Source organism: Limnospira sp. PMC 289.06 (genome assembly GCF_032350395.1).
GTDB classification, from domain to species: Bacteria; Cyanobacteriota; Cyanobacteriia; order Cyanobacteriales; family Microcoleaceae; genus Limnospira; species Limnospira platensis.
Genome location: NZ_JARPLC010000062.1, coordinates 1 through 15,885, shown reverse-complemented (window position 1 = coordinate 15,885; position 15,885 = coordinate 1). Strand labels below are relative to the sequence as shown.

General features: G+C 43.8%; 14 protein-coding genes. 9 read left to right on the top strand and 5 right to left on the bottom strand.

All coding sequences use genetic code 11. The features are described 5' to 3' along the window. Positions 1–30: 30 nt before the first annotated feature. Positions 31–555, bottom strand: coding sequence for a peroxiredoxin (locus tag P5674_RS13905; protein WP_006618493.1), 525 nt, complete (start codon positions 553–555; stop codon positions 31–33). 177 nt (positions 556–732) lie between these two features. On the opposite strand from P5674_RS13905, the gene P5674_RS13900 reads away from it, so the two are divergent. The 7 genes from P5674_RS13900 to P5674_RS13870 all read left to right on the top strand — a co-directional run bounded on the left by P5674_RS13900 (position 733) and on the right by P5674_RS13870 (position 9,107). Further along, a complete protein-coding gene (locus P5674_RS13900; RefSeq protein WP_006618494.1) occupies positions 733–1,188 on the top strand; it encodes a Fur family transcriptional regulator in 456 nt (151 codons plus the stop codon). Between the two features lie 282 nt (positions 1,189–1,470). After that, entirely contained in the window at positions 1,471–2,454 is a 984-nt protein-coding gene (gene accA, locus P5674_RS13895) for an acetyl-CoA carboxylase carboxyl transferase subunit alpha (RefSeq protein WP_014276847.1), read from the top strand. Positions 2,455–2,613: 159 nt separating this feature from the next. Then, on the top strand, positions 2,614–3,339 hold the full coding sequence (locus tag P5674_RS13890) for an SDR family oxidoreductase (RefSeq protein WP_014276846.1): 726 nt from the start codon (positions 2,614–2,616) through the stop codon (positions 3,337–3,339). Between the two features lie 53 nt (positions 3,340–3,392). Beyond that, positions 3,393–4,112 (top strand): GTP cyclohydrolase I FolE, encoded by a 720-nt coding sequence (gene folE / locus P5674_RS13885; RefSeq protein ID WP_006618497.1) that lies wholly within the window; start codon positions 3,393–3,395, stop codon positions 4,110–4,112. 440 nt (positions 4,113–4,552) lie between these two features. Next, the gene (locus tag P5674_RS13880) at positions 4,553–5,986 is read left to right on the top strand and encodes a phosphoglucomutase/phosphomannomutase family protein (RefSeq protein ID WP_062945935.1); all 1,434 of its coding nucleotides are present in this window, start codon (positions 4,553–4,555) and stop codon (positions 5,984–5,986) included. A 279-nt stretch (positions 5,987–6,265) separates the two neighbouring features. Continuing rightward, positions 6,266–7,966 carry a DMT family transporter gene (locus tag P5674_RS13875; protein ID WP_014276845.1) on the top strand — a complete coding sequence of 567 codons (1,701 nt, stop codon included), beginning with the start codon at positions 6,266–6,268 and terminating at the stop codon, positions 7,964–7,966. Positions 7,967–8,051: 85 nt separating this feature from the next. Further along, complete coding sequence (locus tag P5674_RS13870) at positions 8,052–9,107, top strand: AI-2E family transporter (RefSeq protein ID WP_014276844.1); 1,056 nt, start codon at positions 8,052–8,054, stop codon at positions 9,105–9,107. Between the two features lie 9 nt (positions 9,108–9,116). Here P5674_RS13870 and P5674_RS13865 read toward each other — a convergent pair whose 3' ends face one another. From P5674_RS13865 to P5674_RS13855, 3 genes are all read right to left on the bottom strand, one after another. After that, on the bottom strand, positions 9,117–9,560 hold the full coding sequence (locus P5674_RS13865) for a GAF domain-containing protein (protein ID WP_014276843.1): 444 nt from the start codon (positions 9,558–9,560) through the stop codon (positions 9,117–9,119). A gap of 153 nt (positions 9,561–9,713) precedes the next feature. After that, positions 9,714–11,075 (bottom strand): NCS2 family permease, encoded by a 1,362-nt coding sequence (locus P5674_RS13860; RefSeq protein ID WP_006618502.1) that lies wholly within the window; start codon positions 11,073–11,075, stop codon positions 9,714–9,716. A gap of 120 nt (positions 11,076–11,195) precedes the next feature. After that, positions 11,196–12,527, bottom strand: a complete 1,332-nt coding sequence (locus P5674_RS13855; protein ID WP_315670044.1) for a DNA cytosine methyltransferase — start codon at positions 12,525–12,527, stop codon at positions 11,196–11,198. A gap of 63 nt (positions 12,528–12,590) precedes the next feature. Between P5674_RS13855 and P5674_RS13850 the strand changes: the two genes are divergently transcribed. Next, on the top strand, positions 12,591–13,700 hold the full coding sequence (locus tag P5674_RS13850) for an S-(hydroxymethyl)glutathione dehydrogenase/class III alcohol dehydrogenase (protein ID WP_006618504.1): 1,110 nt from the start codon (positions 12,591–12,593) through the stop codon (positions 13,698–13,700). 149 nt (positions 13,701–13,849) lie between these two features. Then, positions 13,850–15,061, top strand: coding sequence for a DUF790 family protein (locus P5674_RS13845; RefSeq protein WP_315670043.1), 1,212 nt, complete (start codon positions 13,850–13,852; stop codon positions 15,059–15,061). 51 nt (positions 15,062–15,112) lie between these two features. Here P5674_RS13845 and P5674_RS13840 read toward each other — a convergent pair whose 3' ends face one another. Beyond that, positions 15,113–15,496, bottom strand: coding sequence for a sugar ABC transporter ATP-binding protein (locus P5674_RS13840; RefSeq protein WP_234933422.1), 384 nt, complete (start codon positions 15,494–15,496; stop codon positions 15,113–15,115). Positions 15,497–15,885 lie beyond the last annotated feature (389 nt).

Genomic DNA, 15,885 nt, shown 5'->3' with positions numbered 1-15,885 from the left:
CCCCCCTGAGCATTAGGGGGGTTTGAAGGATTAACCTTTCAGGTAAGCCAACATGGTATCAGCATCAGAGACTTCAAAGGGGTCTGTGGGGCAGTTATCGCCGAAGTCTGGCTCAACAAAGATTTTTTCAATTTTGCCATCGTTAACGACCATAGAATAGCGCCAAGAACGCATTCCAAAACCGAGGTTAGACTTATCAACCAACATCCCCATTTTGCGGGTAAATTCGCCATTACCATCAGGGAGTAAGAAGACTTTGTCCGCCCCTTGTTGTTTACCCCATTGGAACATTACAAAAGCGTCATTAACCGAAACGCAGACAATCTCATCAATTCCTTGAGCTTTGATTTCATCGTAGAGTTCCTCATAGCGGGGTAGGTGGGTGGAGGAACAAGTAGGGGTAAAAGCACCAGGTAGGGAGAAGACGACAACTCGCTTGCCGCCAAAAATTTCTTGGGTGGTTCGGTCTTGCCAACGGAAGGGGTTAGGGCCACCTACGGACTCGTCACGAACGCGGGTTTTAAATACAACGTCGGGTACTTTTTCGATAACCATAGTTTGTTGAGGTAATTTACTAAAAATGTTCTTAATTCAGAATAATTCTGATTTGTCGATTTGTAAATGAGTATTTATAACTATTTTAAGAATGAGTCTGATTTCAAGTTGACTCTGGACTAGAAACAGATATAATGGGGCATGAGTAGAAAAAACTGAGACCAATAGCGATCTGAGATGGAGAGTGGACTAGAGCAAACAGAAATTGTCAAACGGCTGAAGGGGAAAGGTTTAAAGGTAACTCCTCAGCGTTTTGCGATCTATGCTAATCTGTTGTCTCGTGCTGACCATCCCACGGCGGAACAACTACTGACAGATTTAAATAAGGATTTTCCGGTATCTTCTCAGGCGACGGTTTATACTTCTGTGCAGCTACTAAAGGAAGTGGGGTTAGTGCGGGAAGTGTTGCTGGAGCAGGGGATAGCCCGGTATGATGGAAATGTCGCGCCGCATCACCATTTTCAGTGTCGGGAGTGTAAAGCGATCGCAGATATTGCTTGGGAAAAACTCTCGCAAGTAGATCTTAGTCAATTGGGGTCAGGTTTAGTAGCGGAAAGTTACGAAGTGACAGTGCATGGTTTATGTGACAATTGCGCCCGCTCAAAAACCCAGAAACCCGATTTAGAAGAGTAATTCTGAGGGGAGGGTCTCAAAAAGAGATGTATCGAGGGGGGTCTGATGCGAATTGGTGGTAGAATTAGGGGTAATCGGAGCAAAATAGTAGCCGTGGTGGGCGAACTTTTGTATAAAAGCTAGACGCTGTGTAAGACCAAAAATTGGCTAGTCCAAGGTAGGCAACGGCGGCTCAAACAGGAAGCCTGGGCTGTAGGGGGAAGTGGTAAACTCGCTCCCACCTCAGCACCGGGTGCGTCACCAAAAGATTGTACTTACTCGCTACTAAAGGTTAATTGAGGCGTGGCCACACCCAAGCGCAAACCAATTTTACTAGATTTTGAAAAGCCCCTAGCCGAACTGGAGGCTCGTATTGATCAAATTCGCCAACTGGCGGAGGAAAATGGGGTTGATGTTTCCGATCAAATTAGGCAGTTAGAAAGCCGAGCGACCCAACTGAGACAGGAAATATTTAGCAGTCTGTCGCCTTCGCAGCGTCTGCAACTAGCGAGGCATCCTCGTCGTCCCAGCACGTTAGATTATATCCAAGCGATGAGTGATGAGTGGATGGAGGTGCATGGCGATCGCCGAGGGTATGATGATCCGGCATTAGTGGGGGGAGTAGGGCGTTTAGCAAATCAACCGGTAGTCATGCTAGGCCATCAAAAGGGTAGAGACACTAAAGATAATGTGGCTCGTAATTTCGGCATGGCGGCTCCGGGAGGTTACCGGAAGGCGATGCGACTAATGGAACACGCCAACCGCTTTGGTATGCCAATTTTAACGTTTATCGATACTCCCGGAGCCTGGGCTGGGGTAGATGCGGAAAAATTAGGTCAAGGGGAGGCGATCGCGTATAATTTAAGAGAAATGTTTAGCCTAGATGTTCCGATTATTTGCACAGTAATTGGGGAAGGAGGATCAGGGGGAGCTTTAGGTATAGGAGTAGGGGAACAGCTATTAATGTTGGAGCATTCTGTGTATACAGTAGCCACCCCAGAGGCTTGTGCTGCCATTCTTTGGAAAGATGCAGGCCAAGCGCCCCAAGCCGCTCAGGCTCTGAAAATTACTGCCCCTGATCTAAGAGAATTAGGGATTATCGATCAGATTGTACCAGAACCCGATGGGGGAGCGCACAGCAACCCCCTACAGGCCGCTGAAAAGCTCAAGCAATGTCTGGTAAGGACTTTGGGTGAATTAATGTCTTTAACCCCAGAGCAGCGCCGAGAAATGCGCTATCAGAAATTCCGCCAGATCGGGGTATTTTCAGAGATAGTTCCGGCATAAGTCAGGGAGGCGTTTCAGGTATTTTGGGTCAAAATTTTGCGCGATTGTATTGATAGAGATATAATGTCTGAGTAACAAATTTTAACAATTATCTCACAATCAGCAATTGCAGCAGTTGTTACATCAGTTAAAACCAAGCAAACCTCAATACAACCGTAAATGAGTTCACCCCCAGAACGACGAGCGCTAATTACAGGGGCCAGTAGTGGCATTGGCAAGGAAATTGCCCTAGCCTTTGCAGATATTGGCATTCATATGGCGTTAGTGAGTCGATCGCTAGAAGCATTGGAAGCGGTAGCTGAGTCGGCAAGAAAAGCGGGAGTAGAAGCGAAAGCCTACGCCTTAGACTTATCGAAAACCGACCAAGTTCACGCGCAAATTGCCACGATTTCCGCCGCCTTTGGCCCTTTTGATATTCTAGTGAATAATGCAGGCATGGGCTATACTGAATCCTTGGCTAATACACCCTTAGAAGACTGGCAAAAGATTATAGATTTAAATTTGACCAGTGTTTTTGAATGTATTAAAGGCGTATTACCAGGAATGCGAGAAAAAGGTGGCGGAACCATAGTCAATATTGTTTCCATTGGTGGTAAGCAAGTATTCCCCAACTGGGGCGCTTATTGTGTGAGCAAATTTGGATTAATGGCGCTATCAAAAGCCGTAGCCATGGAAGAACGACCCTATGGAATCAGAGTAACGGCATTATGTCCGGGGTCTGTAAATACTGGTTTATGGGATACAGAAACTGTGGACGCTGATTTCGATCGCAGTGCGATGTTAACGCCGTCAACCGTTGCCCAATCAGTTGTACACATAGTTCAACTACCGCCAGAAGCTACCATTGACGAACTGATTTTAATGCCCAATATCGGTACGTTCTAAATGCGTGATTCTGTTAACCATTTCACTTTGTTCTGAATTGTTTTCAAATTATTATGACTATCGCATCCTCAAACAGTTTGAATTCTGCCGATACATCTAATCCTAATGGCATGAAAAATGTAGATAGCTCCAGCCGCATTGCCACCCGTCCGGATCGGAGTTCTTCTTGGCACGGAAGCCCGGAAAACCTGGGTAGAAGGGAAGTGACTCAAGAGGAAATGATGGGTGCTGTAGAAACTATTTTGTTAGGGGTAGGGGAAGACCCGGAACGGGAAGGGCTGCTGAAAACCCCGAAAAGAGTCGCCGAAGCGATGCGATTTCTGACTAACGGCTACAGTCAATCCCTGGAAGAACTGGTAAATGATGCCATCTTCGACGAAGGACATGAAGAGATGGTTTTAGTTAGGGATATTAATTTCTTTAGCTTGTGTGAACATCATATGCTACCCTTCATGGGTAAAGCCCATGTAGCTTATATTCCTAACCAAAAGGTGATTGGATTAAGCAAACTGGCTCGTGTGGTAGAGATGTATTCCCGTCGCCTCCAGGTGCAGGAACGTCTGACCCGACAAGTAGCCGAAGCTATCCAAAGCGTCTTGGAACCCCAGGGTGTAGCAGTGGTGATGGAAGCAAGTCATATGTGTATGGCAATGCGAGGGGTGCAGAAACCAGGTTCTTGGACAGTGACCAGTGCCATGATTGGTGTCTTCCAAGATGATCAAAAGACCAGGGAAGAATTTTTGAATCTAATCCGTCACCAACCTTCGTTTTAACTGATTTGATACCCCAACCCGATCTGAATTAGGGGCGGGTTCACGAATAGCCTGGGTGGAAATAGAGTCGCGCCTAGGAACCCGCCTGTAAAATCTGTCTTGGGGTGTGGGCTACGGAAAAGTGGTGCTGGGTTGGTTTTCCCATGATAGGGTATGCTCAAGGGCTGACGAGAAATACACGGTCTGCCCTCGGTTCCCTGTTTCCCTGGTGGCGGGGGGCGGTTTTCAAAGGAAAGCCTCCCTCCTCCAAAACAATAATCAACCTTAGTGGGGCTAGGCGTATTTCTCACTATAAAAAGCTCGAATCGGCTAACCAGAGGTAATACTCGCGCCGTGGGAGAAGCCCGCACCATAGTCTGGCATGAGTGGCGGGTACAGCATCACTTATAGCATCACCAGGATGGTGCATAGTTTTGCAGCTTTCTAGCTAGGATAACCCAATGACTCAACCCATTAAATTTGGTACTGATGGCTGGCGAGGCGTAATTGCTGATGATTTTACCTTTGAACGAGTTAGGTTAGTGGCTCCGTTGGCGGCAATGGTGCTACAAGAAACCTTTGGGGATACAGGGAATAAAACTATAATTGTTGGTTACGATCGCCGTTTTTTGGCGGAGGAGTTTGCTGGTGATGCTGCCGCCGCAATTCAACGGGCGGGGTTTGATGTTAAACTCAGTAACAGCTATGCACCAACTCCGGCTTTTAGTCTGGCAGCCTATCAACAGCAGGCTTTAGGGGCGATTGTGATTACCGCCAGCCATAATCCCGGTAAATATTTGGGACTAAAGGTTAAGGGTGGATTTGGCGGTTCAGTAAATCCTGATGTGACCCAAAAGATTGAAAGCCTTTTAGATAAGCCTCTTCCATTGGCTGAGACTCCTGGTAGTTTGGAGTCCTTCGACCCTTGGCCGGGATATTGTGAAACTTTGAGAGCCAAAGTGAATATGGCTGCCATTACAGAGGCGATCGCCTCTGGAAAGTTAACCGTGTTTGCTGATGTCATGCACGGTGCGGCGGCTGGAGGACTGGGGCGACTGATTGGCGATGGTGTACAGGAAATTAATAGCGATCGCGACCCGCTGTTTGGTGGCGGCGCACCGGAACCCCTACCTCGCTATTTGTCCGAACTGTTCCGACAGATTAAAAGCCATACTCCCAAAGCTAATGGGGTGACAGTGGGGCTTGTTTTTGATGGAGATAGCGATCGTATTGCAGCAGTCGACGGCCAGGGAAATTTCCTCAGTTCCCAGGTTCTAATTCCGATTCTGCTAGAACACCTATCAACCAGACGGGGATTTACTGGGGAAGTGATCAAAACCGTGAGTGGTTCTGACCTAATTCCTCGGATAGTAGAAATGTTTAACCTACCATTGTACGAAACCCCAATTGGTTATAAATATATTGCAGATCGGATGTTATCCAATGCCGTGCTAATCGGCGGTGAAGAATCAGGAGGCATTGGTTACGGCAATCATATCCCCGAAAGGGATGCGCTACTGTCAGCCCTTTATGTCCTAGAATCCGTGGTAGCGTCAGGGGAAGACCTGAGCCAAACTTATCACCGTCTACAGCAGCAGGTGAACTTCAGTTCAGCTTACGATCGCATTGATTTACCCTTAGCCAGTATGGATGTGCGTCAGAGGCTGGTCACTGAATTAGATAATAACCCTCTGACAGAAATTGCTGGCGTGAAAGTAGTTGATTGTCTCACCGTAGATGGTTATAAGTTCCGATTAGCCGATAATCGTTGGTTACTAATCCGCTTTAGTGGAACCGAACCAGTATTGCGCCTTTACTGCGAGGCAGATAGTATGGAAACCGTGAAGCAAACCCTAAATTGGGCTAAGGATTGGGCGTTAAGCCATAATACTTGACCTGAGACCTGCGGGGAGGATATCAAGCTAGGATTGGCGATGCCCCTAGGGCGGGTGCAGCAGTCATGTTTTCCTTGAATGGACTCGAACACCCGCCCCTACAAAGAACTGCCTAATATTGGCTAATAGCCTGTCCTCTGGTTAAGTTAAGTGTACGATTGTGCCTTTCCTGTTTTAATGAATGAGTGGACAGTAAGCCTGAGAGCAGAGTAGGGAGACAAGCATAATAGGGACATAATTTGCTCTCACGCTTCAGATCGATTTAGAGGTTAATCGCTGATGGGGAAACAAGACTATCAACCGCAACCCTCGGTTAATGATGACAGTAGACCGCCAGAAGAGGTCTTAAATGCAGTCATTCAAGAGGTGGAGGCTTTCCACCGGAATTTTAGGGATCGGCTATCACAGGATGTCCTACGACTTCAGCAGGATAAAGATCGTCTGATCGCTGATATTGAAAACCTGCAACGACAACATCAGGAGTTACAATCCCAAAAATCACAAACTTTATCCGAACGGGACCTAGCCCAACAACGGGTGTGGCTGAAGCAACTGGCGCAAATTTTAGCTAATAATTTGCAACGGGAACTGATTGCGCGTATTAATCAAATACGAGTTGAATCTGATCAACCTTTGCTGTCAGGGGAGGATACTCCTATGCTGTCGGGAAGTTCAGAGGCTCCTGCTGATTTGGCTCCCCAGGAGTTAGAAGCAGTTTTAGAAGGCAGTCTTAATCAGACTTTTCACGGTCTACAGCAAGAGTTAAATAGCTATCACAGCGATTTATCTGAGCGGTTGAGCAATATGCAAACCCTCGAACAGCAGGTTGAGACTTTACTAGAAACCGTGGTAAATCGGTTGCGACAGCAGTTGAATCCTACCGAAGAGTTAACGCCAGATTCGTCCCGCGTATTGCCGCCAGAGTCCGGTGACAAGTCAGAACTTAAGATTACACATAAACCTAAACCCCCTCAGGCTCCTAATGCGCCTTCTAGTGTGCAGGTGGGTTTGTTTTTGGCGCTGATGTCGGCGTTGGTGCTGTCGCTGTTTAATGTCTGTTTGAGGATTCTTCTGAAAACCTCTGATACTCCCAAAGTTATGTTTGGGCTGTTTGAGGTCGATGGGGTGATTACTCCGGGTTTGGGAAATTCTCTACTGATTCTGTTGCTGAGAATGATTGTGGTAATGCTACTCATGCCATTTTTAGCAACTTTTCTGTATCCTGCGGTTTGGAGTGATATTCGCCGATTTTTTAATTCGGGAGACTCTAAACTTATGGCAACGGTTATCGGTAGTGGTTTCTTCTTGTTTTTGTCTCAGGTTTGTATCTATATTGCGATCGGTGAAATTCCTACCGGGATTGCCATTACCATCTTCTTTGTCTACCCGATTATTACCGTTTTGGCTTCCTGGGGACTTTTTGGCGATCGCCCTAGTTTAATTAGAATAGGAGCAATGTTCACCATTTTAATTGGTGGTATTTTATCTCTACCCAACTTTTTTGGAGGCGCAGCCGGTAATACCGAAATTGGAGTTTTAGCAGCCTTGGGAGCCGGAATTGCCTTTGCTGGTTATGTCCTACTCACTCAAATTGCTGCTGGCAAATTGCATCCAATTCCATTTAGTTTGGTGAATTTTGCTTCGATTTTTGTGTTTTGTTCCCTAAGTTTGATGTTATTGCCAGATAATCTCGGGTTAGAAGTTAACCCAGATTTATGGAATCCCATTATCATCGGTGGGGCGATTTTGGGGGTACTCACCCTATTAAGTTATTTACTTAATAACTTCGCTATTCGTTCGGCTGGGGCTGCACTAGCTTCCATTATCGGCACTTCTGGACCTGCACTAACAGCTTTGCTGGCTTTTCTGATTATTGGCGAGGCTTTGAGCTTCAAGCAAATTTCAGGAATGGGTTTGGTAATTATCGGAGTAGGAAGTATGAGTGTCGAACGGATGTTACTTGCTAAACGCAAGACTTAGTTGAGTTACGGAACTGTCTTTGGCAGTTCCGATTCACTCTTTTTATTCATATTTACATAGTTCAATTTTTGAATGCTATTTACACATGAGCAAACCGACCAGTAGACCCTTTGAGAATTTTTTTAGTAATTCTCGTTTAGTTCGTTATTTGCTCCTGTTTGCCTTTGGCTGGGCTTTTATCCAATTTATTGCCTATTTTGAAACCATCATAATTGTTTTTGTCTTTGCCGCTATTTTTGCCTTTTTACTCAATTATCCCGTCCAATGGCTACAGAAATACACCAGCCATACTGTCGCCGTTGTAGTCGTGTTTTCAACTAGCTTATTATTGCTCATAGGTTTATTGGCAACTTTGGGCTTGGCTATAGTTTCCGAGTTGCAACAATTTGTCACCCAAGCCCCAGATTTATTGGATTCTTTTGTCAATCTGCTTGACCAAATAGAAACCTTACTAAAAAATGCCAATATCAGGGTTAATTTGGATTTTTTACAAGAAGATTTAAAGCAGGAAGTCTCGAATTTATTTGGTTTTGGGACGGCGGCTGTTGGCAAAATTTTATCGGGTTTAGTCGAATTTATTATCATCTTAGTCGTGACATTTTTTATGTTACTTAATGGCGAACAACTTTGGGCATCTTTTCAAAGTTTTTTCCCCTCGAATATAGAGGATTTTACCTTATCTTTGAGAAATAACTTTTTGGGCTTTTTTAGGGGTCGATTAATCTTATCGGTTTTTTTTGGATTCTCGGCTTTTTTTGTCTATTTAATTCTACAAGCACCCTATCCCCTATTTTTGGCGACTTTAGTGGGAGTTTTTGATTTAATTCCGGGAGTCGGTGCGACCATTGGCATTATTCTGTCAGCCATAATTGTTTTACCCAAGGGAATTTTAATTAGTTTGCAAGTCATAGTTTATTGCGTTTTATTGCAGCAGATTGAAGAAAATATTTTGATGCCTAGAATTATGCAAAATTCCGTTAATCTCAATCCGGTTGTTATCTTTTTCGCTTTATTACTGGGGGCGAGAATTGCGGGATTTTTGGGCTTATTTTTATCCATTCCTATCGCGGCTGTAATTGTAGGTTTTGTGAACATCAAAAATGCCGAGGTTAAGCAAATACCAGGCAACAATAAACAGTGATTAATCGCATTAGTCCAAAAATGGTGATTCTGATAATAATGTAGCCGCCTGTTTCATCGTTAAAATCTCAGAGTCAACCCAAGAGTGCGGAGCTTGACAATGGTGGGCAATTAGTAACCCCCATAATTGTTGATTTTTAATCACGGGAACAGCTAAATTAGCCTTAACTCTGATGCTTTTCAGAAAATCACGATGGCAGGGGTCAATGTCGGCTTCATCAATATCTGAAATCGCCGATATTCTCCCTTCTAAATAGAGTCTAGCATATTTATTGCTGAAACAATCATCAGCCCCGGCGGAGCCATAAATGGAATAGTCGATATAACGCAGTGATTCAAAGGTGACTTGTCCGCGCCATTCCTTGTAGAAGTAGTACAACACTATCCGATCGCTTTTCAGGTGTTTTCGTAACCCATTCAGGGTTTCCTGAATTAGGCGATCGCGATCTTCCACCTGTTGTAAACGTTCAACAAACTATTGAAATCGTGGGTCACTGTTAGGGTTAGGGTTACTATTGGTTGAATCACCGAATATATCAGGGAAGTTCATCTCTTGTAATTAAGTTCAGAATACAACCACCATCTAAATTATAACACAGAGGTAATACTAGCCACCAATTAAAATAAATTTTAACAAAAAAATGGCAGCTAAAACCCACATAGCCAGAGTAGTTTCTGACCATTTACCCTGGAGGGTTTTCAGAATTGGATAAGCAATTAATCCAGCCGCTAAACCATCAGCAATAGAGTAGCTTAGTGGCATAATAAATAGGGTTAAAAATGCCGATATAGACTCGGCTGGGTCGTCCCAAGCAATTGACCGGACACTAGCCATCATCAACACTCCTACTATAATTAAGGTGGGGGCGGTAGCAAAAGATGGAATCCCCGCCAATAGGGGTATAAATAGGATGGAAAGGAAAAATAAAACCGCCACGGTAATGGCATTAAATCCACTGCGTCCCCCTTCGGAAATACCTGATGCTGATTCAATATAAGTTGTGACGGTTGAAGTGCCTAAAATCCCTCCTATTGTGGTGCCAACTGCATCGGCTATAAATGCCTTATTTGCCCTAGGAAGTTCGCCTTTTTCGTTGATATATCCGGTTTTCATCCCTAAGCCGGTTAAGGTGCCGACTGTATCAAATAAATCCACAAATAGAAAGACAAATATAACTGTTAACAGTTGCCAAAAATTACCCTGTAATATTCCTCCCAAACCAACGAAGGCTTGACCTAATAAATCTCCGGGAAATTGCGGTAAACTAATGATACCTTGCGGCCAGGGGGCAATGCCTAAAATCCACCCTAATAATGCGGTGGCGATAATACCCCATAATAAAGCCCCAGTAATGCGACGGACGACAAAAGCGGCAGTGATTAAAATGCCAATTAGGGTAATTAATACGGTGGGTTGGCTAAGGTCGCCTAGGGTGGTAACGGTAGCTTCGGATGAGATGATTAAACCTGTCTTGGTCAGGGCGATATAGGCGATAAATAGACCTATTCCGGCGGCGGTGGCGTGTTTAATACCGCTGGGAATGGCGGTGACAATTTGGGCGCGAATATTTCCGAAGGTGAGGGCGATAAAAATTAATCCCTCGATGAAAATTGCGCCTAGGGCGACTCGCCAGCTAATTCCTTGGCTGAGGACGACGGAAAAGGCAAAATAAGCGTTTAAACCCATTCCTGGGGCTAGGGCGAAGGGATAGTTAGCATATAACCCCATAATTAGGGTAGCAATGGCGGCGGATAATGCGGTGGCGATCGCAATTTCTCCGAATAGGTCGCCAGGGGTTTCTAAAAAAATGGCGTTGGAAAGAATATCGGGGTTAACCACCAAAATATAAGCCATAGTCACAAAGGTAGTGACTCCTGAGACTATTTCGCTTCGCAGGTTAGTTTGGAGTTTCTCAAACTGGAAAAATTTAGATATGGCGCTTTCTTGAGATGGGGGATTTTCATTCATAGGGATTAAAATATATCGCTATCTAGGAATTTGTATAAGGATTAACTAATGGGGTTTTTGCTTGACCAATTATTGGATAATTAATAGTTATGGTGGCTACATATAGCATATCTGTGATGCCTATAGCCAGAAATTTAATAATAATTTAGCAATTGCCTGGACTACCGGGACGGGGACAGCATTACCTAGTTGTTTTTTGGCAATACTGGGTTTTTTATGTAACACAAACCAATCGGGAAAACCTTGTAATCTTGCTGTATCTCTGGCGGTGATTTCTTGGTAGTTTTGAGGATGATAGATGGTGTTTATAAAGTCTTGCTTATATCGTTGATGATTCTGACAACTAAAGGATTTGGTGGCTACAAATATTTTGGTTCCTGTCGCGGTTAAGGTGGCGATCGCTTGGGCGTGGGCTAGATAGATTTTGGCGACTCCGTTAATACCAGAAGATATTTTAGAATTAACAAACTCATAACCCTGATTTTCTATATGTCTTAAAATTCGTTTTTGCATCAGTTGATTAAGTTCCGATTCTTGTAAATCATCAATTAACTGTTGTAATGCTGCTAAAGGAATGGGATTACCGTCTTTAGGTCCATAGATTTTTTTGCGCCTATTTTTGAGGATTATATCACAAATTTGTTTTTGGCGATCGCTAGTTTCGATTAAATCCCAAGAATGGATGGTTGTTTGTCCATTTCGCACGTCGGAAAACAGAAAAAAATCATTGAGTTCATCATTTTTTTGAAAGCGACCTCGCGCTGGGGGAATATGGTTGCCAAATAAAACCTGGGGCGAAAACTTTTTTTTGATGACGGCTTCCTGAGAGACCCCTTCCACAAAATTAAACAGTTGGGGATGTTGATTTAAGGGTTGGGGAAATTGGAAGTTTTGACCTTGATTAATATCTCGACGTATTCCCACAATAAAAACGCGATCGCGGTCTTGCGGTAAGCCAAAATCTGAGGCATTAAGTACCTGCCATTTTAGATGGTAATTGGCGGCGGATAATGACTCCAGAATACTCTCAAACTGTGGGCGGTGTCTGGGGTCGGTTAAACCCTTGACATTTTCGAGGATAAAAGCTAGGGGTTGATTAATTTTAATAACTCGAATAGTATCTAACCATAACTGACCTCTTGGGTCATCTAACCCCCGCAGTTTTCCCGCAATTGACCACGGTTGACAAGGAACTCCCCCCGTGATTAAATCGACAGTAAAGGGGAATTTATGAAGCGATCGCATATCTCCTAGGTTGGGTTCATCACGATTAGCATATCTGATAAAATTGTGTTGATATACCTGAATAGAATTCGGTTCTATTTCCGAATATCCCAAACATTGACCGCCCCAATTTTCTAAAGCAATGCGAAAGCCACCAATACCGGAAAACAGGTCAACAAAGGTAAATTTAGGCGGGTTAATTTGAAGATTCAACAACTCTGTTGGCATGAATTTATCCCCAGATTCTAAGTTATGATAATCTAAATAATCAAATAAACTCAGAGGTATACTATGGAAGTTAAAGCCGCCGTTGCTTGGTCAGCCGGAAAACCCCTCAGCCTAGAAACCGTCCACCTGGAAGGTCCAAAAGCTGGGGAAGTGTTAGTGGAAATTAAAGCCACAGGAATTTGTCATACTGATGCTTATACATTATCTGGTGCTGACCCAGAGGGATTATTTCCAGCTATTTTAGGACACGAAGGGGCGGGAATTGTAGTAGAAGTAGGACCAGATGTAAAAAGTCTTAAACCGGGTGATCATGTCATCCCTTTATATACTCCAGAATGTCGTCAGTGCGAGTATTGTCTTAGCATGAAAACCAACCTTTGTCAAGCCATTAGAGGAACCCAAGGAAAGGGATTAATGCCTGATGGTAGTAGCCGTTTTTCCAAAGATGGGAAAATGATTCATCATTATATGGGAACTTCGACTTTTTCTAACTATACGGTTTTGCCAGAAATTGCGGTAGCTAAAATTAGGGAAGATGCACCTTTTGATAAGGTTTGTTATATCGGTTGTGGGGTGACAACGGGTATCGGTGCGGTGATTAATACGGCGAAAGTTGAACCGGGTTCTAAGGTGGTAGTGTTTGGTTTAGGGGGGATTGGATTAAATGTAATTCAAGGGGCGAAAATGGTGGGGTCTGATATGATTGTCGGGGTTGATATTAACCCGCAAAAGCGAGAAATTGCCGAAAAATTTGGGATGACTCATTTTGTGAATCCTCAAGAAATTGAGGGTGATTTGGTGGCTTATTTAGTGGATTTAACTAAGGGTGGCGCTGACTATAGTTTTGAGTGTATTGGTAATGTTAAAGTTATGCGTCAGGCTTTAGAATGCTGTCATAAAGGTTGGGGAGTTAGTGTTATTATCGGGGTAGCATCAGCGGGACAGGAAATTAGTACCCGTCCCTTTCAGTTGGTGACAGGAAGGGTTTGGAAAGGGTCGGCTTTTGGCGGCGCAAGGGGTCGGACTGATGTGCCGAAAATTGTTGATTGGTATATGGAGGGTAAGATTAATATTGATGATTTAATTACTCATGTTTTGCCTTTTGAACAGATTAACGAAGGGTTTGATTTGATGCACCGAGGAGAGTCTATTCGTAGTGTGGTAATGTTTTAATATGAGGCTAAATTAATGACAATTTGGAAATAATCCAAGCCTACGCATCGATCGCATTTCTCTAGTCCATGGGAATGAGGCAACCGCCTCACCCATAGAAAAGCGATCGCCAAAACTGATAATGATTTTACGATTAACTTTACCTTGATATGTTACCCACTGATTTACTCAGCTATCGACAAAATGGAGAAACAATTATCCCCCTGAGATTACCAATTAACCAGGTAAATTTAGCGATCGCCTCCGAAATCATAGAACAATTTACCAACTGCGTCAACCATAGTCAAGGCGAATTAAACCGCCAACTCCAAGACCTAGAAGGAGATCGCCCCAACTATCGCATCAAACGAGGATTAGCCCACTTACTTAGGAGTGGTTTTTGTACTTTTGAAATTATCAGCCCTCTCGACCCCGAAAAGTTACGAGAAAGGGTATTTTCCGCAGCCGCTAAATCGATACCTTCTCCCTATTCTACCGCGCAAACTTTAGAGGAATTATCCCTGAAATTAACCGCCGAATTAAAACGGGAAGTTTTCCCCTCCGAAATTCAAGTAGGACTATATGCAGATCTCCAAGAAAACCGGATTTTGACCCAATTTGATACTCCCACGCCAGAAGCCTTAATTCACCGTTATAACTTGTCACAAGTACAGGGTATATTTTATCGTGCTAGTGAGATCAAAATCAACGCCTACCGTAACGACCCCGGAGAATATAAACTTTTGTTTCGGTACTTAAAATTATTTCAGTTAATGGCGTATATTGAAGGAGACGCAGACCATGGATTTACGATTACGGTAGACGGACCCACCAGCTTATTTAAAGCTAGTACACGCTATGGGTTAGCCTTAGCGAAAATGATACCAGCTTTACTCCATGTCACCAAATGGAGTCTACAGGCTACCCTACAACAGCGAGACCCTTATACGAAGGTAATTAAAACGGGTCGTTACACCCTCAATTCTGACTGTCAATTAGTTAGCCACTATCCCCCAGGTAAACCCTATGATAGCATGATTGAAGAGTCTTTTGCTGACCGTTGGAGTTCCCTAAAAACTGAGTGGCGACTAGAAAGGGAAGTCGATTTGATTCCCATTCCTGGTAGTGTGATGATTCCCGATTTTCGGTTAGTTCATCCTGATGGTAGAATGTTTCTGTTAGAAATAGTTGGTTATTGGCGATCGGAATATTTACGAAAGAAATTCTCTCAAGTGCGGCAGTCTGAATGCGACCACTTAATTTTAGCGATTTCCGAACGTTTAAACTTAGCTAAAGCGGGAGTTAAAATTAGTGAGATTCCGGCGCGAGTCGTTTGGTTTAAGGGCAAATTATCCCCGAAAGCAGTGTTAGAAGTCCTGTAGAGGCGGTTTTATATTTCTGTTTTTATATCATAAAACCGCCTTTAATTATTCCTAATAATCAACCATAAAGGTATTAATATGGCTGGAATTGGTGGGGTTAGATTGAGGTGGCGGTTCTGGATTATTGACAGGAAGATTATTTTGAGGTTTAGGGGAAGGTGGAACTGATAATTGAGTTACATCTTTTTCTAGTTCTCCTAGTTGGTCTTCAATCAATGCGAGTCGTTGTTCGATGATATGGCTCCGACTTTGTAAAACCTCCAATTCTTCGGTTAGGCGCTTTTTTTCAACCGCCAGTAGATATGAATTTCGGTAAAGATTAGCCTGAGACTTCTGACGGGGAATGGCACTAAGTTTAGGTTGGATTTGGCGATGATATTTATATCTCATGGGTCTAAAATTTTGAGTGACAGGTAAGGTCGGACGAGAAGTCACCTTCTCGAACTCCTATTCAAAACCGTGCTTGATACTTTCGCATCACACGGCTCCTGATATGGATACCCTTTTTGTCAATAGGAACAGGGTTACGAACCCCTGCTTTCGTACTTCAACTTTTGGAGTTGTATGCACACGTAGTCTTTAAACTCGCTGCCATTAGGATCCTACTAATTGCAGTATCTATATCCATACCGCGACCTGTGGGCATATCCCAGCCATTACAGATGGGCATTGGCTTCTGGTCGCATCCTTCACCCTCCGAGACTTGCGCTTACACTTATCACTACTGCCTATGAGTAATATTGCTCACTTGTTTATAGGCAGAGTCTTGGAGGGGTTACAACGTTCCGATTATATGGGCATTCCATCGTTAGATTTGTCCTCAG